Raw genomic sequence first — 24,645 nt, forward strand, 5'->3', positions numbered from 1 at the left:
AAAGGCAGCTTGGTGTGCTCGAACACCGTACCCGCGATGCTGGAGCACTGGTAGCCGCAGATAAAACACTCCCACAGCTGGCGACCTTTGCCGTTGCGCGTGAGAAAAAAACGCTTGCAACCGCAGTGCGCGCACTGCCAGCCGTGGGGCCAGCGGGCGGCCACCAGGGCTCGCTCGCATTGCTCCTCGCTGCCGTACTGTGCATGGAATTGCGCCAGCGACAGGCCGCGCTGGAATTGGATGGCGTTCATGGACATATCGCTCTCCTTGGCCTCCCGGTGCATTGGGCCTGTTGGTTGGAGGCAAAGCTTTGACGCGGAGTTCCAAGGAGGTCTGAGGCAAGTCGCTAATCAGGCTATTTCATGCACAAATCGGTACTTGATGCGCCAATCCCGGCTTGGCGCCAGAGAGAAAGCGAAGACGACTAGTCCAGCACCTGCTCACCCCGCATGTGTTCGCCCATGAAGTCCAGAAAACTGCGCACCGCCGGCACCTGGCCACGACGCGAGGGAAACACGGCGTGCACCATGCCCGGCTTGGGTGCCCAGCCGGGCAAGACCGGCACCAGCAATTGGGCTTGCAACTCGGCCTGGCTCACGGATTCGGGCAAAAAGCTGATGCCAGTGCCAGCCAGCACCGCCAGCTTGAGCGTCTGCAAGTCGTCTGCCACATAGCGTGGCTGGTGCTGAAACAGGTGTTCCTGGCCTTCGGGGCCGACCAGCAGCCAGGCCGTGCGGCCATCGACCGCAGACATGGCCACGGTATCCAGGCTGGCCAGATCTTCCAGGCTGGCCGGTATGCCCTGGCGGCGCAGCTGCGCCGGGCTGGCCAGCAAATGGCCTATGCCCGCACCCAGTTGCTTGACCACCAGACTGCCGCTGTCGTCCAGCGAGGGCCGCACACGCAGCGCGATGTCTATGCCCTCCTCCACCAGGTCCACCACCCGATTGGTGACCCGCATGTCCAGCTTCACATGCGGATGCAGCGCCATGTAGCGGGGAACCAGATAGCCCAGCGTGCTTTGCGCCAGCGTCACCGGGCAGCTGATGCGCAGCGTGCCGCGCGGCTCCACCTGCATCTGCGCCACCGCCTCGGCCGCCGCCAGGGCTTCATCGCGCATGGCGCTGCAATGGCGCAGGTAGATTTCGCCCACCTCTGTGAGCGAGAGCTTGCGCGTGGTGCGCTGCAACAGCCGCACGCCCAGCCGCTCTTCCAGCTCGGCCACACGGCGTGACAGGCGCGACTTGGGCACACCCAGTGCACGCCCGGCAGCGGCAAAACCGCCCCGCTCCACCACCTCGGCAAAGTAAAGCATGTCGTTCAAGTCTTGCATGAAGTCCTCTTTGTCATCTCAACTGTCCCACTGATAGAACAATCTATCGCAATTTTACGGACTTATCAATCAATCGCATCACTTGCACAATCTATCCATGGCTGCGATTCGCACTGAATACGGCCAAAACCGATTCATTCATTAAGGAAACCATCATGAGCAAGCTTCTTCACATCGACTCCAGCATTCTTGGCGGCAACTCGGTTTCGCGCCAACTCACGGCCCAGATCGTCGCCTCCTGGCGCGCCGCCAATCCCGGCACCGAAGTCAGCTATCTGGATCTGGCCGCGGACGCGCCCAGCCACCTGTCGGCCGAATCCCTGGGCTTTCGCCTGCCCGCAGGCGCTGAGCTGAGCGAAGTGCAGCAGCGCGAAAACGCCGTCTCGGAAGCGCTGGTATCGCAATTCCTCGCGGCTGATGTGATCGTGGTTGGCGCGCCTTTCTACAACTTCGCCATCCCCAGCCAGCTCAAAGCCTGGATTGACCGCATTGCCCAGGTCGGCCGTACCTTCAAATACACCGACAAAGGCCCCGTGGGCCTGGCCGGCGGCAAGACGGTGATCGTGGCCTCGGCCCGCGGCGGTGTTTACTCCACCAGCGACGCAGGCAATGCCATGGAACACCAGGAAAGCTATTTGAAGACCGTCTTCGGCTTCTTCGGCATCACCGACGTGCGCTTTGTGCGCGCCGAAGGCCTGGCCATGGGCGAAGCTGCCAAGGCCGCCGCGCTGAGCGCCGCCGGTGTCGACATCACGACGCAAACCCAGGTCGCCGCCAACCAGGCACAAACCGCCCTGGCCGCCTAAGTCCGCCAACGGCCGCAGGCCTTGCGGCCTGCAGCAACCAAAAAGCCCGCAATCGCGGGCTTTTTTCATGGGGCTGACGACGCGCTGGCTTCAAGCGTGCTTTTTGACCCAGGCCACGTACTGGTTCACCCAGCCCTGTAAAAACTCCCGGCTGGCCTCGCCGATATCGCCGTTAGCGTCATACAGGCCTTCCTTGTTGTGGATGAAGGCTTCAGGCTGGCCCAGGGTGGGCACGTTCAGATAGGCCAGAATGTTCCGCAGATGCTGCTGCGCCAGGGCCGAACCAATCGGGCCAACCGAGGTGCCGATCACACCGGCCGGCTTGCCATTCCAGGCACTTTGGCCATAGGGACGCGAGGCGTGGTCAATGGCATTTTTCAGCACACCGGGAATGGAGCGGTTGTATTCGGGCGTGACAAACAACAGGCCCTGGGCCGCAGCGATTTCACCCTTGATGCGCTTGACCGGCTCGGACGGATTGCCGTCATCGTCCTGGTTGTACAGCGGCAAATCGTCAATGCGCAGGTGAGTAAAGCTGAAATCAGCGGGGAAGAGCTTTTCCAGCGCCTTGGCCAGCTTTTTGTTGAAAGAATCCTTGCGCAGACTGCCAACGACGACGGCGATGTTGTATTGGGCCATGGGTTGCTCCAGAAAATAGAGTTAAGGGTTGAATGAAAAACGGCGGCGACCCCATTATGCAAAGCACTTTGAGATCGTGCCAGCGCTCACGCAGCAGGACTCGTCGCCAGAGCAACTGCGGCGTATAGTGAGCCGATGCCGCACCCAGACCACACCCATCAGCGCTCCGACCTTGTACGCATCGCCACCGCTGCCATGACAGAGCACGGTCTGGAGCCCGAATTCTCGGAGCGCGTCAAGCAGCAACTGGCCGCCATCACGGGCTCCGGCCTTGAGACTGGCCCGGAGATCAAGGACCTGACCCAACTGCTCTGGTGCTCCATAGACAACGACGATTCCCTCGATCTGGATCAGCTCACCGTGTCCGAGCCGCTGCCCCAGGGCGCCGTCCGGCTGCGAGTGGCCATTGCCGACGTGGATGCGCTGGTCAAGAAGGGAACGCCTATTGACGATCATGCCCACATGAACACGACTTCGGTCTACACCTCGGCACGTATTTTTCCCATGCTGCCCGAGCGCCTGTCGACCGACCTGAGTTCGCTCAACGCCCACGAGGACCGGCTGGCGCTGGTGAGCGAGATGGTGTTCAGTGCCGATGCCACGCTGACCGGCTCCAGCGTCTACCGGGCCCTGGTGCGCAATCAGGCCAAGCTGGCCTATGACGCCGTTGCCGCCTGGATAGTTGGCGAAGGCGCGCTGCCCGCGGCGGCAGCGGCCGTTCCCGGCATGGAGGAGCAACTGCGCACACAGGACGCGCTGGCCCAGCAGCTGCGCCAGCGCCGACACGAACAGGGCTCGCTGGAGTTCGAAACCTTTCAGCCGCGTGCCCTGTTCGAAGGGGAAAAAGTGGTCGGGATCCAGCAACAGGTGCATAACCGCGCACGCCAGCTGATCGAGGAAGTCATGATCGCCACCAATGGCTGCATGGCGCATTTTCTGGAGCAACGGGGCGGGGCCTCGCTGCGCCGCGTGGTGCGCTCGCCAGAGCGCTGGCTGCGCATCGTCGCGGTGGCCAAAGACTACGGCGAAACACTGCCGGACCAGCCCGACTCCATGGCACTCGCGGCCTTTCTGGCCAAACGCCACAAGGCCGACCCCTTGCGCTTTCCCGATTTGTCGCTGGTCATCATCAAGCTCATGGGCTCGGGCGAGTATGTGGTGGAAGCTCCAGGCGCTACGCCCATAGGCCACTTTGGCCTGGCAGTGCGCGACTACACGCACTCCACCGCACCCAACCGGCGCTACCCCGACCTGATCACTTCACGCATGGTGAAGGCCGCGCTGAGCCACCAGCCAGCGCCCTACAACCAGGCCGAGCTGAGCGCATTGGCCGAACACTGCACCCTGCAGGAAAACGCCGCCCAAAAAGTGGAGCGGCAGCTGCGCAAGTCCGAGGCGGCGCTGCTGCTGGAATCCCGTGTCGGCCAGTACTTTGACGCCATCGTGACCGGCAGCTCCGACAAAGGCGTCTGGGTCCGCACTTTCTCACCGCCCGCCGAAGGCAAGCTGATGGAGGCCTCGGTCAGCCTCAGGGTGGGCGAAAAAATCCGGGTCAAACTCATCAGCACCGATGTAGAGCGCGGCTTTATCGACTTCGTGCAGACCCACTAACATAGCCCGGTGCCAGCGCCGCCATAGTTTCTCGGCCTTGTCGACTTCAAACCACCGCGCCAAACAGTGCGCCTACCGCCGCGGTGATGGCCATGGCCAGCGCACCCCAGAAGCAGACCCGCCAAGCCCCCGTCAGCATGCCGGCACCGCCGGCCCGGGCCGCCATGGCACCCAGCACCGCCAGAAACACCAGCGAGCTGGCGCTCACCCAGGGAATCAGAATCGGCACGGGCACCAAGACGGTGACGGACAAGGGCAGCAGCGCCCCCATGGCAAAGCTCGCGGCTGACGCCAGTGCGGCCTGAACCGGCCGCGCGCTCCAGGTGTCGGAAATTCCAAGCTCGTCGCGCGCATGCGCGCCCAGCGCGTCGTGCGCCATCAGTTGGCCGGCCACCTGCTGTGCCAGCTCCGGCGTCAGTCCGCGGGCAATATAAATGGCGGTCAGCTCACGTTTTTCCGCGGCCGGATCGGCCTCGATTTCGCCGCGCTCGCGCGCCAGATCAGCATTTTCGGTATCGGCCTGGGAATGCACAGAGACATATTCGCCCGCCGCCATCGACATCGCCCCCGCCATCAGGCCGGCAATGCCGGCCACCAGAATGCCCTGCTGGCTGGAGCCGGCCGCCGCAACGCCCAGCACCAGACTGGCGGTGGAGACAATGCCGTCGTTGGCGCCCAGCACGGCTGCGCGCAGCCAGCCTATGCGGTCGGTACGATGGCGTTCGGCGTGGCGGTGAAGGATTCTCATGAGTGGGCCTTTGCAGCCAGTGATTTTGCTATCCAATCAATAGCTTCTTGCGCCCGCGGTGATTGGGCTAGCGCCCTAAATCATCACTAACAAGGGGCGAAATCCATCACCCAATCACCCGCCGCCTCGGCGACGGGTGATTGGCGTTTAGAAAGCGGCCTGCACCGAGCCCTTGAACTCGGTCTGAATGAACTTGCGGATTTCTTCGGAGTGGTAGGCCTTGAGCAGCTTGGCAACCCAAGGCTTGTCCTTGTCGGCTTCACGCACGGCCAGCAAATTCGCGTATGGCGACTTGGACGACTCTTGGGCAATCGCGTCCTTGGGGTTCAGGCCTGCTGACAGCGCGAAGTTGGTATTGACGGCCGAGGCATCCAGGTCATCCAGCGAACGCGGCAGCTGCGCCGCTTCGAGCTCGACGAACTTGATCTTCTTGGGGTTGTCGATCACGTCCAGCGGCGTGGCTTTGAGGCCGGCCTCGGGCTTGAGCTTGATCAGGCCTTTTTCCTGCAGCAGCAGCAGCACGCGGCCGCCGTTGGTCGGATCGTTGGGAATGCCAAAGCGTGCGCCCTGCTTCAACTCACCCAGGCTTTTGACTTTTTTGGAGTACAGGCCGATCGGGAAATTGACGGTATAGCCAATCGAGACGATCTTGTAGCCACGGTCTTTCACCTGCAGGTCCAGGAAGGGCTTGTGCTGGTAGCTGTTGGCATCCAGGTCGCCGGAGGCCAGTGCGGCATTGGGCTGGATGTAGTCGCTGAACTCGACGATCTGGATTTTCAGGCCGTCTTTTTCGGCGATTTTTTTGACCTGCTCGAAAATCTGCGCGTGTGGGCCGGCGGTGACGCCTATCTTCAGCGGCTTGTCCTGGGCCAGCACCAGGCCGGCTTGCAGGGCGATGGCCAGGGCGATGGCGCTTTTAAGAGCATTGCGTTTGTTCATGAGAGGCTTTCTTTAGAAAAAAAATAATCAATCCGGAATGAATCCGGGGTTCAAAAACCAGGCGCAAGCGCCACGTTGTTCAGTTTGTCCAGCCGTTCGGGCCAGCGCCCGGTCTGGGCGGACTGCAGCAGGATACGGGTCCAGGCCACCCAGGCGTCCCAGGCCACGCGCTTGTCCCAGGAGCAGCCCCAGGCGCTAAAACACTGCAAGGCGCTCTCGGCGGCGGCCTGTGCCTCGGCCTGGCGGCCGGCCGACAGATAGAGCTGGGCCAGCACCATTTGCGGCTCGCCGACCCAGGGGTTGTGGCGCACCGCCTGCTCCAGCAGGGCCGTGGCCACGTCGAGGTCCAGCAGCGGCATGTCTTGCTGGATCACCGACCAATAAAGCGAGGCGGCCGCCGCTTCATCGGCCGCCGACAGCGAGCGGCGACAAGTGTCAAACACCGGCGGCAGCGGCAGCAGGCCTTTCAGCCCCGGGTGCTGCAACGCGTCAGCCAGACGTGAAATCTGATGCAGCATGCGGGCCGAGGGCCGCATCGGCCCTGGCCACAGTGAAGCCGCCCAATGCGTGGCCTGCGGCCTTTGCTGCACTTGCGGGAAGCGCGAAAAAATATCATCCTGCCAGCTAAACCACTGCTCTATGGTGTCGGCCATGCTGACCACCAGAAAAGCCGCCACTTCAGAAGGCGTCAGCCGCTGCGGCTGGCCGTTTTTTTCCAGCACCAGGCTGCCGTCGGTCTCCAGCGCGCCATCCAGTACGCGCTGCACAAACTGCGTGCGCGACATGGTGCAAAACAGATAAACCAGGTGCTCGGCCGACTCGCCCACCAGCGCCTGCAGGCGGGCGCGTTCGCTGGCCGGATCAAACTTGACCAGATCGACAAAGGCGTTGCCATAAACGCTGTGCAGCAGGCCCAGCAGGCGGATGTCGCGCGGCTGCTGCCACAGCGTCAGCGCGCGCGCCACGCCCACCAGATGGTGGCGAAAAGTGCCGGCCTTGTGCCAGTCCTGGCCGACGTTGCGCGCCAGCACGGTGGGCAGCACGGGCGCCAGATCGCTGTCATGGCTCAGCCACTCCTCATCGAGCAGCGCCTGGGCGCGGGCGAACAAGGTAGTGTCAAGGGTATGAAAGGGCAATGTCACGCTATCTCCAGCTCGGTCGGAACACCATTACACACACAAAATAGGCCTCTAGCGCTTATACAGAAAGCGCTCACAGCTACCAAATATATAGCAATTATCAGCGGTGACTGAGTCGGCGCACGGCCCAGTCGCCCAGGCTTTGCACCGCCTGCACAAACAGGATCAGCACCAGCACCACGGCCAGCATCACTTCCGGCAAAAAGCGCTGGTAGCCATAGCGAATGCCCAGGTCGCCCAGCCCGCCGCCGCCAATGGCGCCGGCCATGGCCGAATAACCGGTCAGGCTGACAAAGGAAATCGTCAGCCCCGCCACAATGCCGGGCAGCGCCTCGGGCAGCAGCACCTTGAACACGATTTGCCGCGTGGTCGCGCCCATGGCCTGCGCCGCTTCTATCAGTCCGTGATCCACTTCACGCAGCGAGGTTTCCACCAGCCGCGCCATGAAGGGCGCAGCCGCAATCGTCAGCGGCACCACCGCCGCCGCCGTGCCTATGGAGGAACCTGTCAGCAAACGGGTCAGTGGAATGATGGCCACCAGCAAGATGATGAAGGGCGTGGAACGCACGGCGTTGACGATACCGCCCACGACACGGTTGGCGACCGGGCTGTGCAGCACGCCGCCGTCGTCGGTCAGGCGCAAAAACACACCCAGGGGAATGCCTATGAGCGCACCCACCAGGCCGGAAATAGCGACCATCACCATGGTCTCCCACAGCGAGTCGACAAACATCTCGATCAGGGCTGGCGAAAAAGCATCAAACATGACTTAAACCTTTACCGTTGCCAGGTCGCTGACCTGATCTACATGCACGCCGGCCCCGCGCAAATGGGCGACCGCCGCATTGAGTTGCTCGCGCGCGCCGCGCGCAAACACCGCCAGCGAGCCAAAGGGCTTGCCCTGAATTTCGTCGACCTGGCCATGCACGATGGACAAATCTATGCCAAAGCGGCGAATCACGTCCGACAACAGTGGCCGGTCCGACTCGTCGCCGGCAAAGGCCAGGCGCAGCAACTGCCCTTCTTCGGGGTGCTCGGCGCTCATCAAGGTGCGAATCCGCGCCAGCACGCTGTCGGGCAGCTCCTGCGGCACGATCTCGGCGATCAGGCTGCGCGTGGTTTCGTGCTGCGGGCGGGTGAAGACATCGATCACCGGCCCGCTTTCGACAATGCGCCCGCCGTCAATCACCGCCACCCGGTCGGCCACCTGCTTGATCACCTGCATCTGGTGCGTGATCAGCACAATCGTCAGGCCGAACTCCTTGTTGATCTGCTGCAGCAGGCCAAGGATGGAACGCGTGGTTTCGGGATCGAGCGCCGAGGTCGCCTCATCCGACAACAGCACCTTGGGCCGATTCGCCAGCGCCCGTGCAATGCCCACGCGCTGCTTCTGGCCGCCGCTGATCTGGGCCGGGTAGCGATCGCGCAACGTCGCCAGGCCCACCAGATCGAGCAAGGGTTCGACGCGCGCCTTGATATCGGACGCGGACAGGCCGGCAATCTCCAGCGGCAGGGCCACGTTGTCATACACCGTGCGCGAGGACAGCAGGTTGAAATGCTGGAACACCATGCCGATATCGCGCCGTGCCACACGCAGTGCGTCCTCGTCCAGAGCGGTCAGTTCACGCCCATCCACCAGCACCTGGCCGGCGGTGGGCCGGTTCAGCAGGTTGATCACGCGCACCAGCGAGCTTTTGCCCGCACCGCTGCGGCCAATGATGCCGAACACCTCGCCTGGTTTGATCTGAAGATCTATGCCCCTCAGGGCCTCGACCGGGCCTGTGGGGCCCTTGTAGGTTTGAAAAATACTCTTGAGCTCAATCATGAAAACTTCTTGTGGCCACTGGTTTCTTGTGAAAACGGTACTGGGCTCTTTTTTGGAACAGCTAAGGAATTTAAATCAATTTCAACAAAACCCAAAAGAATATTAAATAAATTGATTAGATGATTAAGTAGTGATTTCTTGGTCAGCTTACGGACGGGCTTGTGCTTGCGCTGGATATCAGGAAAACTGCCCGAGCATGAAACCACGCATCACTGTCATCACGATTGGCGTTGACGACCTTGAAAAGTCGCTCCGGTTTTACCGTGACGGCCTGGGTTTTGCCACACAAGGCATCGTGGGCACCGAATTTGAACATGGTGCGGTGATCTTTTTTGAATTACAGGCCGGTTTAAAGCTGGCCCTGTGGCCGCGCCAAAGCATTGCCCACGATACCGGCCTCACCCCAGGAAACCCCTGCCCCACCGAATTCACGCTGGGCCATAACGTGGCCTCCAAAGCCGAGGTCGATGCCATCATGGCTCAGGCAAAAAAGGCCGGCGCGCTCATCGTCAAGCCGGCTCACGACACTTTTTGGGGTGGTTATGCCGGCTATTTTCACGACCCGGACCGGCATCTATGGGAGGTTGTGTGGAACCCCCAGTGGACCAGCAATGAATAAGGCTTGATCAGGCTGTGGGAGCAGCCGCAAGCCTTGACCTTGAGGCCGTTCGACCAACAACACAAAGGAGGCAGGTATGAAAAAGTATGCGGCGGAATTCTTCGGCACTTTTTGGCTGGTTCTGGGCGGTTGCGGCAGTGCCGTGCTGGCCGCCACATTTTCCAACGTGGGCATAGGCCTGCTCGGGGTGGCGCCTATAAATTCATAGGCGGCACCGAAGACTGAAGAAAATCAGCGGCCAAGGCCGCTGCCCACCGAACCCGCCATGACCCGCCAACGCCAGGGAATGGCCCCAGGGCTTAAACTTGCGGGGTTGGGCGACAGCGCATCGCCCCCAAAACCATCGTCATCCAGGCGTCATTTCACGCACATGTCGCCCCTCAGTCGCCATCCAGAGCGACCCGTCCACCTTTTACCGCCCCCTTAAGCCTCTTCATGCCATTTACCTCACTGGGTTTTTCCCCCGCCATCTTGCCCGCCTTGCTGCGTAGCCTGGCCGAAAAAGACTACCTCAGGCCCACCGCCATTCAGACGGCGGCGATTCCGGCGATTCTGCAGGGGCGCGATGTGTTGGCCTCGGCCCAAACCGGCTCCGGCAAAACGGCGGCCTTTGCCCTGCCCTTGCTGCAGCAACTGTCTGAGGCACCCGTCAGCGGGACACGCCGAGTTCGCGCCTTGATCCTGGTACCTACACGCGAGTTGGCGGCCCAGGTGGGCGAAGTCATGGTCACCCTGGGCAAGTACCTGCCGCAGCGGATCAAGGTGGCCGTAGTGTTTGGTGGCGTCTCTATCAACCCGCAAATGATGAATTTACGCAGCGGCGCCGACATCATGGTCGCGACGCCGGGGCGGCTGCTGGACTTGATAGACCATAACGCGCTGAACCTCGGCAGTGTGAACACGCTGGTGCTGGACGAAGCCGACCGTCTGCTGGACCTGGGCTTTGGCGAGGAACTGGGCCGCATTCTTGGAATGCTGCCAGTACAGCGCCAGACCCTGTTTTTCTCGGCCACGTTTCCGCCGGCCATTGAAGCGCTGGCCCAAAGCCTGCTGAGCGCGCCTCTGCGCATTGAAGTCGCGGCAACGCCGCAGGCGGCACCCGATATCGTTCAGCGCGCCATTGAAGTCGATCCCCCCAGGCGCACCCAGTTGCTGCGCCATCTGGTGCAAACCGAAAAGTGGGAACGCGTGTTGGTGTTTGTCGCCACCAAACACGCCGCCGAAATTGTGGCCGACAAGCTGCGCAAGGCCGACATCGAAGCCGAGCCCTTTCACGGCGAGCTGAGCCAGGGCAAACGTACCCAGGTCTTGCAGGATTTCAAGGCCAAGGCCGTGCAAGTGGTGGTAGCCACCGACGTTGCGGCCCGGGGCATAGACATTGCCCAGATGTCTGTGGTGGTGAACTACGACCTGCCGCGCTCTGCCGTCGACTATACGCACCGCATTGGCCGCACCGGCCGCGCTGGCGAGAGCGGCATGGCCATCAGTTTTGTCAGTGCCAGCACTGAAGCGCATTTCCGGCTGATCGAAAAGCGCCAAGGCCTGAGTGTGGCGCGAGAGCAAATCGCCGGTTTTGAAGCGCTTGAAACTCAGCCCGTCAATGCCGCCGATCCTCTGTCAAATGGCGGCATCAAGGGCAAGCGTCCGAGCAAGAAGGACAAGCTGCGCGCAGCAGCAGCAGCAGCAGCAGCGGAGCGCGAGTAAAGAGCGGCGGCACGGCGACTAGCCGCCGCGCTGCGCTGTCATTTACTCTTCGTCATCCATGTCGTCGGCGTTGTCAGCAGCGCGCGGCTTGGCTGTGCGCAAACCATGCTTGGTGACGACTTCCACATAAAACTGCTCGCCGCCTTCTGCGGCCACCGAGTCGATCAAGCCCATCAGAGTGGCAAAGTGAACCACCGAGGCGGTGGCTTCGTTGCTGCCGAATTTACAATCAAAGTCCCAGTAGTCCACGCCTTCAGGCAAAGGCCGGCTGCGCTCTCTTTTGACATACTTGCGGATATCGTGTTTGCTGGCATCGAGCAAGCGGTCACGGTTCTTGCCTTCAATATTCAATTGGTATGTTCTTCTCACGGGGTTTCCTGGTTGGGTCTTTTGTTGGGTGCGATACCGTGTCATGGCAGACGCGATTCGGAAGCGCTCGATTATCGGGCCTGGACGGCCCCGCATCGCACAAGGTAATCGGGTGAAAATTAGCGGGCCGTTCAGGCCGCCAGCAGCGCTCGGTCTATGGCCTCGTGCAGGTGCTGCAGGCCGGGCGACACATCAACGCGCCTGTCATTGATAAAAAACGCCGGCGTCGCGCGCACGCCCAGTAAATAGCCGCCCTGCTTGTGTTCCTGCACTCTTTGCCGGTAAACATGGTCATTCATTTCGTTCTGGTAACGCGGTATGTCCAGACCGATCTGGCCGGCGTAGTCGAACAAATGCTTTTCCTTGAGATGCTGCTGATGCGTAAACAGCAATTCGTACATGGGCCAGAATTTGCCCTGGGCGCCTGCGGCTTCCGCCGCCTCGGCCGCCAGCTCGGCATGGGGATGCAGTGCTTGCAGCGGAAAATGGCGAAAGACAAAGCGCACCTGGTGATCGAAATGCGGGAGCATCACATTCAACGCCGCGCGGGCCTGAAAGCTGGCCGGACATTCAAAATCCCCGTACTCGATCAGGGTGACAGGCGCAGAAGAGCGGCCGCGAATATGGTCAATGGCCTCGTCAGGCAATAGCAGCGCGTCCAGCTTGGCGTGGGCAGTCATGATGATGATCCCCTTTCAACAATGCATTCACTGAGCACACAAGGGCAATCAGCAAAGTATGCACCGCTTGACGCATTGTGAGCAATGCGTCAAGCAGATCGGCAGGCCACCCGACTGACGCGATCAGCCTGCCGCGTTTTCCAGCAGCGCCTCATCAAGCGCCTTGCAGGAGGGTGCGCACACGGCCTGGGATTTGCCCAGCACTTTTCGCGTCCCCATCTGGGAGCGGGCCCTATGCTTGCCGCACATGAAGCACGACATGGTGGCAGCACCAAAAGACGTGGTGGCAGCGAACGGTGAGCCCGACACCTTGGACTTGTAGCGCAGGCCGTCAGCGAGGACAGCGGTTTTGGCGTCAGCTCTTGCCATGGTTGGGATCTTCCTTGGTTTGGTTTATTGAACGGTTCTTGGCCAGGCTCATCGCCCGGTCCAGAATTTCTTTGGCCTGTTGCTCCGCGGCAAGCGAAGCGTCCAGTGCCGAGCGGCAAAGCCCGGCATACTGATAGTTAACATTTTCATACAACTCGGCGGCAGCCGGATGGCTATCGAGCAAGGCGCCCAGCGCCGCTCCAGGCTCCACCTCACCCAGCTCATCAAGCAGATGCAGCACCACAGAGCGGTACTGCTCGGCGCCGACCGGCTCGACGCTGCACTCCAGCCGCTCAAGCAGCTCGGCCAGCACGTGAGTCACGGTCAGATCGGTTTTGTGGGGGTGGGGTTTGATGGCATTCATGGGGAGAATTTGGGGCTTCCTTCCCCAAATACAAGCGCTTTACGGGCACAGAAGCCGCCTTGCGGTCGAATCCTGGCAAGCCTAAATTGCTATTTTTTTTATAGCTAATAGCGCCTGTCTGCCGTGGGTTGGAGACGTATTTTACCGTTAAAACTGCGCCAAGTCACTACCCAAATTTTTCAAAAGGTCTTTCATGCCACCAAGGCTGACATCCCCAAGCCCTGATTTAAAGCAAAAACCGGCTACAGCCCTTTGACATAGGCCAATTATTGCTCCTTATTTTATAGCAAACATTAAACCAGTTGACACATCCCACCGGCTCAGATCGCCCCGGCCCGAGCGGCCAGATGCCTGACCAGCAGCTGGGCGGCGGCCGACAAGCCGGACTCATCCCGGTAGCAGATGGCAAAGCGGCGCTTGGCCCAAGGCTCCAGCAGCGGCAGCACGCACAGACCGTAGGTGGCGGCATAAGGTTCGGCGACTTCGCGCGGCACCACGCTGATGGCCAGGTTGGCGCGCACCACCCGCATGGCAGCCTCGAAATTGGAAACAATCACGCGGTGCACGATGACCTTGCCCTTGAGCGCGGCCGCCCGCTGCAGCAGCACCTGCACGGCGCTGCTCACCGGCAGGCTGACATGCTCATAGTCCAGCGTCTGCTCCAGGCTCAGGGTTTCATGCGCGGCCAGCGGATGCGAGGGATGGACCACGATGGCCAGGTGATCGCTGCGGTAGCTGCACGACTGCAAGCCCCGCAAGTCGGCGGCATCCCAGCAGATGCCGACCGAGGCCACGCCTTCCCTGATGCCACGCACCACGTCGGGGCTGATGCGCTCTTCCATGTCCACCTGAATATCGTGGTGCGCCGGCACCTGCAAAAAGGCCGCCACATCATCGGCCAGCGACTCGGCCATGACCGAGGCCGTGGCCAGGATGCGCACCTGGCCGCGCACGCCCTGCGCATAGGCCGCCATGTCGCGCTCTATGCGCTCGGCGCTGGCCAGCATGGTGCGCGCGTGCTCCAGCAGGCTCTCGCCGGCCGGCGTGGGCTCTACACCGCGCCGCCGGCGCAGCAGCAACGGTGTTCCCACCGTGTCCTCCAGTTGCGCCAGCCGCTTGCTGATGGCCGAGCCAACGATATTGGCCTGCTCGGCGGCCCGGGCGATGCTGCGCGTCTCGCACACCGCGGCAAACAGCCGCAGCGTGGTCATATCCAGGTCTCTCATGGGACAACTCCTGCCAAACGAGCAACTTGCCGCGTTTCATCACGCATTAGACATTCCCAAATGGAACGACACCACTTCCAAAATTGATTATCGAAATCATTTGGGAAATTCTAAACTCAAGGCCAAATTTCAATAAGGAGACTTCAGTGAGCATGCCTTCAGCCGTCCCGGCCTCAGTCACGGGACAAAGCGCCCCCAGGCCATTCCTGCCCAGGCAAGCCAGCATTCGCGAAGTGGGCTTGCGCGACGGGCTGCAAAGCATTGCCGCCGTCATGCCTACCGCCCACAAGCTGGCGTGGATCCAAGGCGCTTACGAAGCCGGCCAGCGTGAAATCGAGGTCGGCTCGTTTGTGCCGGCACGCCTACTGCCGCAACTGGCTGATACCGCCGAGCTGGCGGCTTTTGCCAAAACCCTGCCCGGCCTGGTCACGTCGGTGCTGGTGCCCAACCTGAAAGGCGCCGAACGCGCCATCGAATCGGGCGCCGACCTGATGCTGCTGCCCATCTCGGCCAGCCACGCCCACAGCCTGGCCAATTTGCGCAAGACGCCGGATGAAGTGGTCGCTGAGATAGGCCGCATACGCGCCGCGCGCGATGCCTCGGGCTCGAAGATTGTGATTGAGGTCGGCTTTAGCACCGCCTTTGGCTGCACGCTGCAAGGCCGGGTAGCGCCCGCCGAGGTGCTGCGGCTGCTGCAAGCGGTGCTGGACGCCGGCGCCGACTGCGTCGGCCTGGCCGACACCGTGGGTTATGCCGATCCGGAAATGGTGCGTCAGCTGTTTGAGCTGGCCCTGCCCATCGCCGGGGAGCGGCTGAACTGCGGCCACTTCCACGACACCCGCGGCTTGGGACTGGCCAATGTCTATGCCGCATTGCAAACCGGCATCACGCGCTTTGACGCCTGCCTGGCCGGCATAGGCGGCTGCCCGCACGCGCCCGGCGCCAGCGGCAATGTGGCCAGCGAAGACCTGGCCTATATGTTTGCCAGCATGGGCATAGATACCGGCATTGACTTCGACAAACTGATGGCACTGCGTAGCCAGGTGGCCGGCTGGCTGGAGGGCGAAGCCCTGCACGGCACGCTGTGGCGCGCGGGCCTGCCCAAAACCATGCTGGCCACTAGCGCCTGAACCCTTCTAAATCCAAAAAATCAGCATGCAAGACAACAAACCCACTTCAAACCCGCCCCAGCCGCTGGCCGGCCTGCGCGTCGTTGAATTCACCCACATGGTCATGGGCCCCACCTGCGGCATGGTGCTGGCCGACATGGGCGCCGAGGTGATCAAGGTCGAGCCGATTGACGGCGACCGCACCCGCCGCCTGCTGGGCGCCGGCTCGGGATTTTTTCCGCTGTTCAACCGCAACAAAAAAAGCATAGGCATTGATTTGCACGATGCGGCGGGCGTTGAAGTCGCGCGCAAGCTCTGCGCCAGCGCCGATGTGGTGGCCGAAAACTTCAAGCCCGGCACCATGGCCAAATACGGGCTCGACTACGCCACCCTGAGCGCCGCCAATCCCCGCGTGATTTACGTCAGCCACAAGGGCTTTTTGCCCGGCCCCTACGACCACCGCACCGCGCTCGATGAGGTGGTGCAGATGATGGGCGGCCTGGCCTACATGACCGGCCGCCCCGGCGACCCGCTGCGCGCCGGCACCAGCGTCAACGACATCATGGGCGGCCTGTTTGGCGCCATCGGTGCGCTGGGTGCACTGATCCAGCGCGGCATCAGCGGCAAGGGCATGGAGGTGCAGTCTGCCCTGTATGAAAACAATGTGTTCCTGATGGGCCAGCACATGCTGCAGTACGCCATGACGGGCAAACACCCGGCCCCCATGCCGGCGCGCGACAACCCCTGGGCGGTGTACGACGTGTTCACGGTAAAGGGCGGCGAGCAGATTTTTCTGGCCGCCGTCAGTGACGCGCAGTGGCAGACCTTTTGCACCGTGCTGGGCTTTGACGACCTGAAGGGCGATGCCGCGCTGGCGACCAACAACCAGCGCGTAGGTGTACGCCCGGCCCTGCTGAAAGACCTGGCCGAACGGCTGGCCACGCGCAGCGCCGCCGAACTCTCAAGCCTGATGGAAAAAGCCGGCCTGCCCTTTGCCCCCATCCGTAAGCCGGAAGACCTGTTCGACGACGAGCACCTGCTGGCCACCGGTGGCTTGGCCGACGTGCGCCTGCCCGACGGCCCGAAAGCCGGGCAGACGGTCAAGACCACGCTGTTCCCCATCACCATGCAGGGCCAGCGCCTGGGCGTGCGCCTGCACCCACCCACCCTGGGCGAGCACACACAGGAGTTGCTGGCGGGACTGGGCTACAGCGCCGGCGACATCGAAAATTTGCGCCAGCAGGCGGCCGTGAGCTGAACGGCCGCAAGATTTCAGCAAGCTAACCACAACAAGACGGAGACAAAAAATGACAGACCAAACGACCATACGCAACACGAAACAAACCACCCGGCGCCAGACCCTGCAAGGCCTGGGTGCCCTGGCCTTTGGCAGTACGCTCCTGAGCACGCCGCTGGCCCTGCTGGCCCAGCCCTCCGACAAGGTGGTGCGCTTCATCCTGCCAGTCGGCGCGGGCTCCGGGGTGGACACCATAGTTCGCGCCGCCAGCCTTGCCCTGGGCAAGGCGCTGGGCCATCCCGTGGTGATTGAAAACCAGCCCGGCGCCGGCGGCATCGTCGGCACGTCGACGCTGGTCAAGTCGGCGCCCGACGGCATGACGCTGAGCGTGGTGTCCAACAACCATGTGATTTACCCCAGCGTCTACAAATCACTGCCGTTTGACCCGATTGCCGACATCACCCCCATCACCATCATCGGCACCACGCCCATGGTGCTGGTGGTCAACCCGGCCAAGCTGCCGGTCAGCAACGTCAGGGAGTTGGTGGCGCTGCTCAAGGCAAAACCCGATGCCTACAACTACGCCTCGTCCGGCAACGGCACCATCCTGCATCTGGCGGCGCAAATGTTTCTCGACGAAGCCCAGGTCAAGGCCAAACACATTCCCTACAAGGGCGTGGGCCCCATGGTGGCCGACCTGATAGGCGGTCAGGTTGACATCGGCGTGCTGGCCCTGCCCTCCATCCAGGCGCACCTGAAAAGCGGCGCCCTGCGCGCCATCGGCGTGGGCGGCAACGCCCGTACGGCAGCGGCGCCCGACATCCCCACCATCGCAGAGCAAGGCCTGCCCAACTACAACCTGGAAGGCTGGTTCGCCGTGATTGGCCCGGCCAAACTGCCGCCTGCCGAGGTCAAACGCATCCACGCCGCCGTGGTGGCCGCCTATGCCGCGCCCGAGGTCAAGGACGCCATGCTCAAGCAGGGCAACACCATCAACCCCAGCAGCCCGGAATTCGCCGCGCAGTACTTCCGCACAGAACTGGCCAAATATGCCCAGCTGGTGAAAAAAGGCGGCGTGGAAGTGCAGTAAGGCCACCTGACCGTCACCGCACTCAAGGAACACACGACATGCCTGTTTACCAGTTGGGGGAAGATGCCCCGGCAATCCCGGACAGCGCCTTCGTCGCCCCCGGCGCCACGCTGATCGGCAAGGTCAGCCTGGGCGCGCGGGCGAGCATCTGGTTTGGCGCGGTGCTGCGCGGGGACAACGAGCCGATTCACATCGGCGAGGCCAGCAATGTCCAGGAAGGCGCCGTGCTGCACACCGACCGCGACTTTCCGCTGACGCTCGGCGCCAACGTGACCGTGGGGCACCAGGCCATGCTGCACGGCTGCAGCATCGGTGAAGGCTCGCTCATCGGCATTCAGGCCGTCGTGCTGAATGGCGCGGTGATCGGGAAACACTGCCTGGTGGGCGCCGGCGCCATCGTCACTGAAGGCAAGGTGTTTCCCGATCGCTCGCTCATCCTTGGCGCGCCAGCCAAGGTGGTGCGTCAATTGTCAGATGAGGACGTTCAGCGCCTGCAGGAAAGCGCCGACGGCTATGCCCGCCGCGCCAGCCTTTACCAGACGCAGCTCAAGCGCATAGCCTGAAGCCCAAGCTTGCGGCTACAGCTTGGCGATCGACACTTCCGTCGACTTGACCAGCGCCACCACGTCGCTGCCTATGGCCAGCTCCAGCTGGTCGACCGAGCGCGTGGTGATGACGGAAGTGACGATGCCCCAGGGCGTTTCGACGTCGATTTCGGAAACCACGTCACCGCGGATGATTTCCTTGATTTTTCCGCGGAACTGGTTGCGGACGTTGATGGCTTGGATGGACATGAGAAAACTCCTTCAGGTTAAAAATACTATGAAATAAATAGCTGCCTGCGCACGCAGCCATTGGGCTAGAGGCACTTTTGATGCATCAAATAGCCCAGCGTAGGCCATGCACGGGCGTCCCCGGCCAGGCGGGCTCGCTCGGTGATATTTCTTTGCCGGCTTGCTGCGTTCGCGCGGACGGAGATGGTGTGACCAGGCTGATAACCGGTTTACTTATTGGTGTAAATCTGATCAAAAGAGCCGCCATCGACAAAATGCTCCCTGGCCTTGCCCCAGCCGCCAAAGGCCTGCTCAATGGTGAAAAGAGTCAGCTTGGGGAACTGCTTCGCGTATTTGGCCCTGGCTTTCTCGCTGGTCGGACGGTAGTAGTGCTTGCCGGCGATGTCCTGGCCTTCGTCGGAATACAGATACTCCAGATAGGCCTGGGCCACCTTGCGTGTGCCCTTGCGGTCCACCGTCTTGTCGACCACGGCCACGGTGGGCTCGGCCACGATGCTGGCGGAGGGCACGACGATTTCAAACTTCTCCGCGCCAAACTCTTTGAGCACCAGGAAGGCCTCGTTTTCCCAGGCAATCAGCACATCGCCCACGGCGCGCTGGGCAAAGGTGATGGTCGAGCCGCGGGCGCCGGTATCTAGCACCGGCACATTTTTGTAGAGCTTGGCGATGAAGTCCTTGGCAGCAGCATCGCTGCCGAACTTGCGCTTGCCGTATTCCCAGCCCGCCAGGTAGTTCCACTGGGCGCCCGCCGAGGTTTTAGGGTTGGGAGTGATCACGGCAACGCCTGGCTTGATCAGGTCATCCCAGTCCTTGATGGCCTTGGGATTGCCTTTTTTGACCAGAAAAATAATCGTTGAGGTGTAGGGCGCGGAATTGTGCGGCAGGCGCTTTTGCCAATCCGCGGCGACCAGGCCGCCGTTCTTGACCAGCGCATCGATGTCGGGTGCCAGGCCCAGGGTCACCACGTCGGCGTCAATGCCGTCAATGACGGAGCGCGCCTGTTTGCCGGAGCCGCCATGCGACTGTTTGATGCTCACGTCCTGGCCGGTCTTGGCCTTCCAGTGCTTGGCGAAGGCCGCGTTGTACTCCACATAAAGCTCGCGGGTCGGGTCATAAGACACATTGAGCAGCGTCACCGGCGGCAACTGCTGGGCCCAGCTGGCAAGAGCTGACCCTGCCAGCGTTACGGCCAATATGGCACGGGTGGAAACATTCATAAAATGGCGACGTGAAGTCATGGTTTGCTTTCTTTTCCAAAAATGCATCTAGATGCGAACAAAATGGATTCTGAAAGCCAGCCTTGAAAACTGGAACGAATAAAAACTCAGTTCTTTATTCGTTAACTATCCTTAGCCCCACACAATACGAAAGAACGATACACATGGCACGCCTCGTTAAATGCATCAAGCTCGGCCGCGAAGCCGAGGGACTGGACTTTCCTCCCTACCCCGGCCCCCTGGGCAAGCGGCTCTGGGAAGAAGTCAGCAAAGAGGCCTGGGCCGAGTGGATGAAGCAGCAAACCATGCTGGTCAATGAAAACCGGCTCAACCTGGCCGATGCCAGGGCCCGCCAATACCTGGCGCGGCAGATGGAAAAGCACTTTTTCGGTGATGGCGCCGACGCGGTGCAGGGCTACGTCCCGCCGAATCAATAAGGCCCCCACGCTTGTCGCTTCGCGTACTGCGCTGCCCCCCGAGGGGGCGTTGCGCCTGCGGCCCGGCGGAGCCGGTTCCGCGGCCCCGGCTGGTCTGGCTTGCTCATGGCTGAAGTAATCGAGTGGCTGGCCGACGGCACGGCAGGCGGCAGCCCCTACAGCCCGCGCTTTGGCGACCGCTACCGCAGCGAGCTGGGCGGGCTGGAGCAGGCGCGCGAAGTCTTTCTGAAAGGCTGCGGCCTGCCAGCAGCCTGGGCCAGCCAGCCGCAATGGACGATTCTTGAAACCGGTTTTGGCCTGGGCCTGAATTTTCTGGTGAGCTGGGCCGCCTGGAAGGCCGATCCGCAGCGCCCTCGCCTGCTGCATTTTGTCTCCACCGAGGCCTTTCCGGCCAGCGCCGAAGATGTGCTGCGCAGCGCCCGGACCCATCCCGAACTCCTGCCTTTAGCGCAAGAGTTGCAAGCCCAGCTGTGGGGTCTGCTGCCTGGCATGCACCGGCTGGTTTTCGAGGACGGCCAATTGCTGCTGACGCTGTGCATTGGCGACGCCAAGGCTATGCTGCGTGAGCAGAGCTTTGCGGCCGACTCGGTCTATCTGGACGGCTTCAGCCCGCAGCGCAACCCGGACATCTGGGACCTGCATACCTTTAAGGCGGTGGCGCGCTGCTGCCGGCGCGGCACCCGCGTGGCCACCTGGACGGTGGCGCGCAGCGTGCGCGATGCGCTGGCCCAAGCCGGGTTTGTGGTGGAAAAAGTACCCGGCATCCCGCCCAAGCGCGACAACCTGCAGGGCGAGTACAACCCGGCCTGGGAACCCAAGAAGACGCGGGCCAGCCCCCTGCGTCGCACGGCCTCGAGTTGCGTCGTGATTGGCGCCGGCCTGGCCGGCGCGGCGGTAGCGGCCAGCCTGGCGCGCCGCGGCTGGCAGGTGACGGTGCTGGATGCGGCCGACACCCCGGCCGCTGGTGCCTCTGGCCTGCCGGCCGGCGTGCTGGCGCCCCATGTCTCGCCCGACGACAGCCTGCTGTCGCGCCTGTCGCGCTGCGGCGTCAGGGCTACGCTGCAGCAGGCGGGCCGTTGGCTGCAAGCCGGCCAGGACTGGAGCCCTAGCGGCGTGCTGGAACACTGCGTGGAGCATGAACGCAAGCTGCCGCACGCCTGGCAGCCCGAGCAGGCCTGGGCCAGCGCCGCCGGCGACTGGACCCGACTGGCAACGCCAGAGCAGTTGGCCCAGTGCGGCCTGCCGCCCAAGGCGCCAGCGCTGTGGCATGTGCAGGCCGGCTGGATCAAGCCGGCCTGCCTGGTTAGAGCCTGGCTGAGCAGCCCCGGTGTGAGCTGGCGCGGCAATGCGGCGGTGAGCCAGCTGACCTATCAATCCGGCGCCTGGCGGGTGCTGGACGCCAGCGGGCAGGAACTGGCCCAAGCCGAGCTGGTGGTGCTGGCGGCCGGCCATGCCAGCCGCGCGCTGGCCGAAACCGCACAAGACCAGCCACTGGCCCTGCAAGCCATTCGCGGCCAGGTGTCATGGGCCCGGCATGAGCCGACCGAGGCCGGCACGGCACAGGCGCTGCCGGCCTTCCCGGTCAACGGCCATGGCAGCCTGATTCCCGCCTTCCCGCACGCCGCAGGCCTGGCCTGGATCACCGGCGGCACGTTTGAGCGCGACAAGGCCAGTGCCGACATCAAGCCCCAAGACCACAAGCAGAATTTCGGCAAGCTGCAGACCCTGCTGCCCCAAGCCGCGCAAACGCTGGCGAGTCAGTTTGACAAGCTGGACATTCAGGCCTGGGCCGGCACTCGCTGCGCCACGCCCAGTCGCCTACCGGCGCTGGGCCCGCTGCAAGCGCCAGACCTGTGGCTGTGCAGCGGCATGGGCTCACGTGGATTGAGCTTTGCCGCGCTGTGCGCGGAGCTGCTGGCCGCCAGGCTGCATGCCGAACCGCTGCCACTGGAGCAGCGCCTGGCCGAAGCCTTGCTGCCAGCGCACGCAGCGCTCACAACTGGCTGAAATTCAAAAAAAAAAGGCCTCTAGCGCATACAGGGCAAGCGCAACAAGCTATTAAATAGATAGCAAACTTCAGCCTTCAAGCCACCTTGGCCAGCAACTGTTTGAGGCGTCCCGGATGCAAGGGCTTGCGCAGGCAGCCGCGGGCGCCGGCAAACCAGCCGCGCAGCCTGTCCAGGCGCGACATGTCACGGCCGGTAAGAATCAGGAAGTCCACGGCCGGGCGCGATGCGGTCACCTGCTTGAGCACTTGCCAGCAACGCATGTCGAACAAATTCATGTCCAAAATGACCAGCTTGTAGCGCCGGGTGCTGATCAGCCGCAGCGCTTCAGCCCCGCTAAGCGCCTCATCCACCTGCATCAGCCCGGCCTCGGCCAGCCTGGCGCGTAAATAAAGGCGCGACTGGCGGTCGACATCAACCACCAGCACCGGTCTGTAATTAGCCTGCAGGTGCACGGCTGGCGCACTGGCGGCCAAGGCCTGGCCCGGATGGCCATCGGGCGAGCCGCTGGCCTCTGACAAGAAATCCGGGTCCATCTCGAGGCTCAGGTCCAAGTCCAAGTCCAAGTTGGCTGCGGCAAAGCTGCGCGGCGGCACCGGGGTTATCGTCGGCTGGGCCAGCAAGTCATCCATGGTTTCTATCACCGCCGCCCAGTCCAAGGGACGCGTCAGCACCAGGCGGGCACGGCCAGGCGCGTTACCCCCTACCCATATCAGCGTGAGCAGGTCGTGAAGCGGATGGGCCAGCTCCAGCGCGGCTTCCCAGCTCTCCCCGTCCACCAGCATCAACTCGGGGGCCTGGCGGGTTTCCTCCGTCCACAGCGCATAGGCCACGAAGCGGGTTTCCGAGAGCTGAAAAATGCGGTACAGCGCCTGCCGTTCCTCATCGCTGAAGCCGAACACTTTTACAAAAATTCGCTTCCCAACAGCGTCATCGGTGTTTGTCATTTGGGGCCGATTATGCGAGTTCCGGCCACAGTCCGTTCCCCGTATAAACGCGCCTTAATGCATGGCCGCGGCCGGACGGCGCGCCTTCACATAGGCATCGCTGGGCAAATAGGCCTTGCCGTCGGCATAACGCCACTGCGCCATGGTGCCCTTGTTGCCGCGCAGCTCCAGCTTGCCGACGTAAGCGCCCATGGTCGACTGCTGGTCTATGGCGCGAAATTCGGCCGGACCAAAAGGCGTGGAAAACTTCAGGCCGCGCAGTGCCAGCACCAGCTTTTCGTTATCGGTGGAGTTGGCCTTCTTGATGCCGGCAAAAATCGCCTGCATGGTGGCGTAGCCGACCACCGAGCCGACCTTGGGGTATTCGTGAAAGCGGCGGTAGTAGTTGGCGGCAAAGCTGGCATGCTCGTGCGAGTCAATCTGATCCCAGGGGTAGCCGGTGACTATCCAGTTCCTGGGCGTTTCGCCTTTCAGCATATCCAGATACTCGGGCTCGCCCGACAACATAGACACCACGGGCACTTTGGGAAAAATGCCGCGCTGATTGCCTTCGCGCGCCAGCTTGGCCAGATCGGAGCCAAAGGTCACATTGAAAATGGCGTCGGGCTTGGCTTGCATGATGGCCTGCAGCGTGCTGCCGGCCTCCAGCTTGCCCTGCGCCGGCCACTGCTCGCCGACAAACTCCACATCGGGACGCTTGGCCTTGAGCAGCTCCTTGAAGCTGGCGACGGCGCTCTGGCCGTATTCGTAATTGGGCGCAATCGTGGCCCAGCGCTTGGCCGGCAGCTTGGCGGCTTCTTCGACCAGCATGGCCGCCTGCATATAGGTGCTGGGGCGCAGACGGAAGGTGTAGCGGTTGCCCTTGTCCCAGACCAGGGCGTCGGTCAGCGCCTCGCTGGCGATATACACACGCTTTTTTTTCTGCGCATGCTCGCTCAGAGCCAGCCCGACGTCGGACAAAAAGCCGCCGGCGAGCACATCGACCTTTTCCTTGGCGGTCAGCTCGATGGCTTGACGCAGCGCTTCCTCGGGCTTGCCGGCGTCGTCGCGGGCAATCACCTCCACCTTGCGGCCCAGCAGGCCGCCGGTCACATTGATCTCTTCCACGGCAAGCTGCCTGCCCTGGCGATAGGGCTGCGTGAATTGCGGCATGGTCGAGTAGCTGTTGATTTCGCCAATCTTGATGGGCGGCTTGGCGGCCAGCGCCAGGCCCCCCGTTGCCACGGCCACCAGCCACAAACCGCCCAAGCAGGCAGGTTTCGCAAATTTCACGGGTTTCTCCAAAAGTAAGCTGATTCTGTCCATCAACCGGGCGCGCATGCGGACCGCCCAGCGGGAAGTGCAGGAACTGTAGCAGCGTGCAAAGTCTTTCGCTGCGCGGCCCGGCATGACCCGCGGGCACAAAGCCCAGGCTCAGGCCTTAAACAGACAGCCCCA

The 24,645-nt window shown here is 62.4% G+C and carries 27 protein-coding genes and 1 pseudogene; 11 read left to right on the forward strand and 17 right to left on the reverse strand.

Annotated elements, in window-relative coordinates:
* Positions 1–251: transposase (locus BM160_RS19210; protein ID WP_177219078.1), on the reverse strand; the 251-nt coding region annotated here is incomplete at its 3' end.
* A gap of 173 nt (positions 252–424) precedes the next feature.
* Positions 425–1,333, reverse strand: a complete 909-nt coding sequence (locus BM160_RS19215; RefSeq protein WP_092007780.1) for a LysR family transcriptional regulator — start codon at positions 1,331–1,333, stop codon at positions 425–427.
* 155 nt (positions 1,334–1,488) lie between these two features.
* Between BM160_RS19215 and BM160_RS19220 the strand changes: the two genes are divergently transcribed.
* Entirely contained in the window at positions 1,489–2,139 is a 651-nt protein-coding gene (locus BM160_RS19220) for an FMN-dependent NADH-azoreductase (protein WP_092007781.1), read from the forward strand.
* 90 nt (positions 2,140–2,229) lie between these two features.
* Here BM160_RS19220 and BM160_RS19225 read toward each other — a convergent pair whose 3' ends face one another.
* Positions 2,230–2,778: an NADPH-dependent FMN reductase gene (locus BM160_RS19225; protein WP_092007782.1), complete on the reverse strand. Its 549-nt coding sequence runs from the start codon at positions 2,776–2,778 to the stop codon at positions 2,230–2,232.
* Between the two features lie 135 nt (positions 2,779–2,913).
* Here BM160_RS19225 and BM160_RS19230 point away from each other — a divergent pair, with 135 nt between their 5' ends.
* The gene (locus BM160_RS19230) at positions 2,914–4,389 is read left to right on the forward strand and encodes an RNB domain-containing ribonuclease (protein WP_092007783.1); all 1,476 of its coding nucleotides are present in this window, start codon (positions 2,914–2,916) and stop codon (positions 4,387–4,389) included.
* Positions 4,390–4,435: 46 nt separating this feature from the next.
* Here BM160_RS19230 and BM160_RS19235 read toward each other — a convergent pair whose 3' ends face one another.
* The 5 genes from BM160_RS19235 to BM160_RS19255 form a co-directional block, all read right to left on the reverse strand.
* Positions 4,436–5,137, reverse strand: coding sequence for a VIT1/CCC1 transporter family protein (locus BM160_RS19235; protein ID WP_092007784.1), 702 nt, complete (start codon positions 5,135–5,137; stop codon positions 4,436–4,438).
* Positions 5,138–5,284: 147 nt separating this feature from the next.
* Positions 5,285–6,076 (reverse strand): MetQ/NlpA family ABC transporter substrate-binding protein, encoded by a 792-nt coding sequence (locus BM160_RS19240; protein WP_092007785.1) that lies wholly within the window; start codon positions 6,074–6,076, stop codon positions 5,285–5,287.
* A gap of 50 nt (positions 6,077–6,126) precedes the next feature.
* Positions 6,127–7,218: a DUF6817 domain-containing protein gene (locus tag BM160_RS22695; RefSeq protein WP_092007786.1), complete on the reverse strand. Its 1,092-nt coding sequence runs from the start codon at positions 7,216–7,218 to the stop codon at positions 6,127–6,129.
* A 97-nt stretch (positions 7,219–7,315) separates the two neighbouring features.
* A complete protein-coding gene (locus BM160_RS19250) occupies positions 7,316–7,981 on the reverse strand; it encodes a methionine ABC transporter permease (RefSeq protein ID WP_092007787.1) in 666 nt (221 codons plus the stop codon).
* A 3-nt stretch (positions 7,982–7,984) separates the two neighbouring features.
* Entirely contained in the window at positions 7,985–9,040 is a 1,056-nt protein-coding gene (locus BM160_RS19255; RefSeq protein WP_092007788.1) for a methionine ABC transporter ATP-binding protein, read from the reverse strand.
* Positions 9,041–9,236: 196 nt separating this feature from the next.
* Here BM160_RS19255 and BM160_RS19260 point away from each other — a divergent pair, with 196 nt between their 5' ends.
* From BM160_RS19260 to BM160_RS19265, 3 genes and pseudogenes are all read left to right on the forward strand, one after another.
* A complete protein-coding gene (locus BM160_RS19260) occupies positions 9,237–9,659 on the forward strand; it encodes a VOC family protein (RefSeq protein WP_092007789.1) in 423 nt (140 codons plus the stop codon).
* A gap of 76 nt (positions 9,660–9,735) precedes the next feature.
* A pseudogene (locus tag BM160_RS22400) lies at positions 9,736–9,852 on the forward strand (aquaporin); the annotation flags it as partial.
* Between the two features lie 242 nt (positions 9,853–10,094).
* Positions 10,095–11,363, forward strand: coding sequence for a DEAD/DEAH box helicase (locus BM160_RS19265; protein ID WP_092007790.1), 1,269 nt, complete (start codon positions 10,095–10,097; stop codon positions 11,361–11,363).
* Positions 11,364–11,405: 42 nt separating this feature from the next.
* On the opposite strand, the gene BM160_RS19270 is transcribed toward BM160_RS19265, so the two are convergent.
* The 5 genes from BM160_RS19270 to BM160_RS19290 form a co-directional block, all read right to left on the reverse strand.
* Entirely contained in the window at positions 11,406–11,732 is a 327-nt protein-coding gene (locus BM160_RS19270) for a DUF6172 family protein (RefSeq protein ID WP_092007791.1), read from the reverse strand.
* Between the two features lie 131 nt (positions 11,733–11,863).
* Complete coding sequence (locus tag BM160_RS19275; protein WP_092007792.1) at positions 11,864–12,412, reverse strand: DsbA family protein; 549 nt, start codon at positions 12,410–12,412, stop codon at positions 11,864–11,866.
* 123 nt (positions 12,413–12,535) lie between these two features.
* The gene (locus BM160_RS19280; protein WP_092007793.1) at positions 12,536–12,781 is read right to left on the reverse strand and encodes a hypothetical protein; all 246 of its coding nucleotides are present in this window, start codon (positions 12,779–12,781) and stop codon (positions 12,536–12,538) included.
* The gene (locus tag BM160_RS19285; protein ID WP_092007794.1) at positions 12,768–13,145 is read right to left on the reverse strand and encodes a hypothetical protein; all 378 of its coding nucleotides are present in this window, start codon (positions 13,143–13,145) and stop codon (positions 12,768–12,770) included. Before BM160_RS19285 ends, BM160_RS19280 begins: the two co-directional genes overlap by 14 nt.
* 320 nt (positions 13,146–13,465) lie before the next feature.
* Entirely contained in the window at positions 13,466–14,371 is a 906-nt protein-coding gene (locus BM160_RS19290) for a LysR family transcriptional regulator (protein WP_092007795.1), read from the reverse strand.
* Between the two features lie 152 nt (positions 14,372–14,523).
* On the opposite strand from BM160_RS19290, the gene BM160_RS19295 reads away from it, so the two are divergent.
* From BM160_RS19295 to BM160_RS19310, 4 genes are read left to right on the forward strand one after another with little or no spacing between them, the layout of a single operon-like run.
* Entirely contained in the window at positions 14,524–15,501 is a 978-nt protein-coding gene (locus tag BM160_RS19295) for a hydroxymethylglutaryl-CoA lyase (RefSeq protein WP_092007796.1), read from the forward strand.
* A gap of 25 nt (positions 15,502–15,526) precedes the next feature.
* On the forward strand, positions 15,527–16,738 hold the full coding sequence (locus tag BM160_RS19300; RefSeq protein WP_092007797.1) for a CaiB/BaiF CoA transferase family protein: 1,212 nt from the start codon (positions 15,527–15,529) through the stop codon (positions 16,736–16,738).
* Between the two features lie 49 nt (positions 16,739–16,787).
* Positions 16,788–17,807 carry a Bug family tripartite tricarboxylate transporter substrate binding protein gene (locus BM160_RS19305; RefSeq protein WP_092007798.1) on the forward strand — a complete coding sequence of 340 codons (1,020 nt, stop codon included), beginning with the start codon at positions 16,788–16,790 and terminating at the stop codon, positions 17,805–17,807.
* Between the two features lie 38 nt (positions 17,808–17,845).
* Complete coding sequence (locus BM160_RS19310) at positions 17,846–18,370, forward strand: gamma carbonic anhydrase family protein (protein ID WP_092007799.1); 525 nt, start codon at positions 17,846–17,848, stop codon at positions 18,368–18,370.
* Between the two features lie 15 nt (positions 18,371–18,385).
* On the opposite strand, the gene BM160_RS19315 is transcribed toward BM160_RS19310, so the two are convergent.
* A complete protein-coding gene (locus tag BM160_RS19315) occupies positions 18,386–18,601 on the reverse strand; it encodes a TOBE domain-containing protein (protein WP_092007800.1) in 216 nt (71 codons plus the stop codon).
* A gap of 209 nt (positions 18,602–18,810) precedes the next feature.
* A complete protein-coding gene (locus tag BM160_RS19320; RefSeq protein WP_092007816.1) occupies positions 18,811–19,839 on the reverse strand; it encodes a sulfate ABC transporter substrate-binding protein in 1,029 nt (342 codons plus the stop codon).
* 143 nt (positions 19,840–19,982) lie between these two features.
* Between BM160_RS19320 and BM160_RS19325 the strand changes: the two genes are divergently transcribed.
* Together BM160_RS19325 and mnmC are read left to right on the forward strand one after the other, a co-directional pair.
* Positions 19,983–20,255: an oxidative damage protection protein gene (locus tag BM160_RS19325; protein WP_092007801.1), complete on the forward strand. Its 273-nt coding sequence runs from the start codon at positions 19,983–19,985 to the stop codon at positions 20,253–20,255.
* A 105-nt stretch (positions 20,256–20,360) separates the two neighbouring features.
* A complete protein-coding gene (gene mnmC / locus BM160_RS19330) occupies positions 20,361–22,262 on the forward strand; it encodes a bifunctional tRNA (5-methylaminomethyl-2-thiouridine)(34)-methyltransferase MnmC2/FAD-dependent 5-carboxymethylaminomethyl-2-thiouridine(34) oxidoreductase MnmC1 (RefSeq protein WP_092007802.1) in 1,902 nt (633 codons plus the stop codon).
* A gap of 76 nt (positions 22,263–22,338) precedes the next feature.
* Here mnmC and BM160_RS19335 read toward each other — a convergent pair whose 3' ends face one another.
* Together BM160_RS19335 and BM160_RS19340 are read right to left on the reverse strand one after the other, a co-directional pair.
* Positions 22,339–23,208, reverse strand: coding sequence for a response regulator (locus BM160_RS19335; protein ID WP_092007803.1), 870 nt, complete (start codon positions 23,206–23,208; stop codon positions 22,339–22,341).
* Between the two features lie 54 nt (positions 23,209–23,262).
* The gene (locus tag BM160_RS19340; protein ID WP_092007817.1) at positions 23,263–24,513 is read right to left on the reverse strand and encodes an ABC transporter substrate-binding protein; all 1,251 of its coding nucleotides are present in this window, start codon (positions 24,511–24,513) and stop codon (positions 23,263–23,265) included.
* Positions 24,514–24,645: the final 132 nt, after the last annotated feature.

The organism is Polaromonas sp. OV174, assembly GCF_900112285.1.
Lineage (GTDB): Bacteria > Pseudomonadota > Gammaproteobacteria > Burkholderiales > Burkholderiaceae_C > Polaromonas.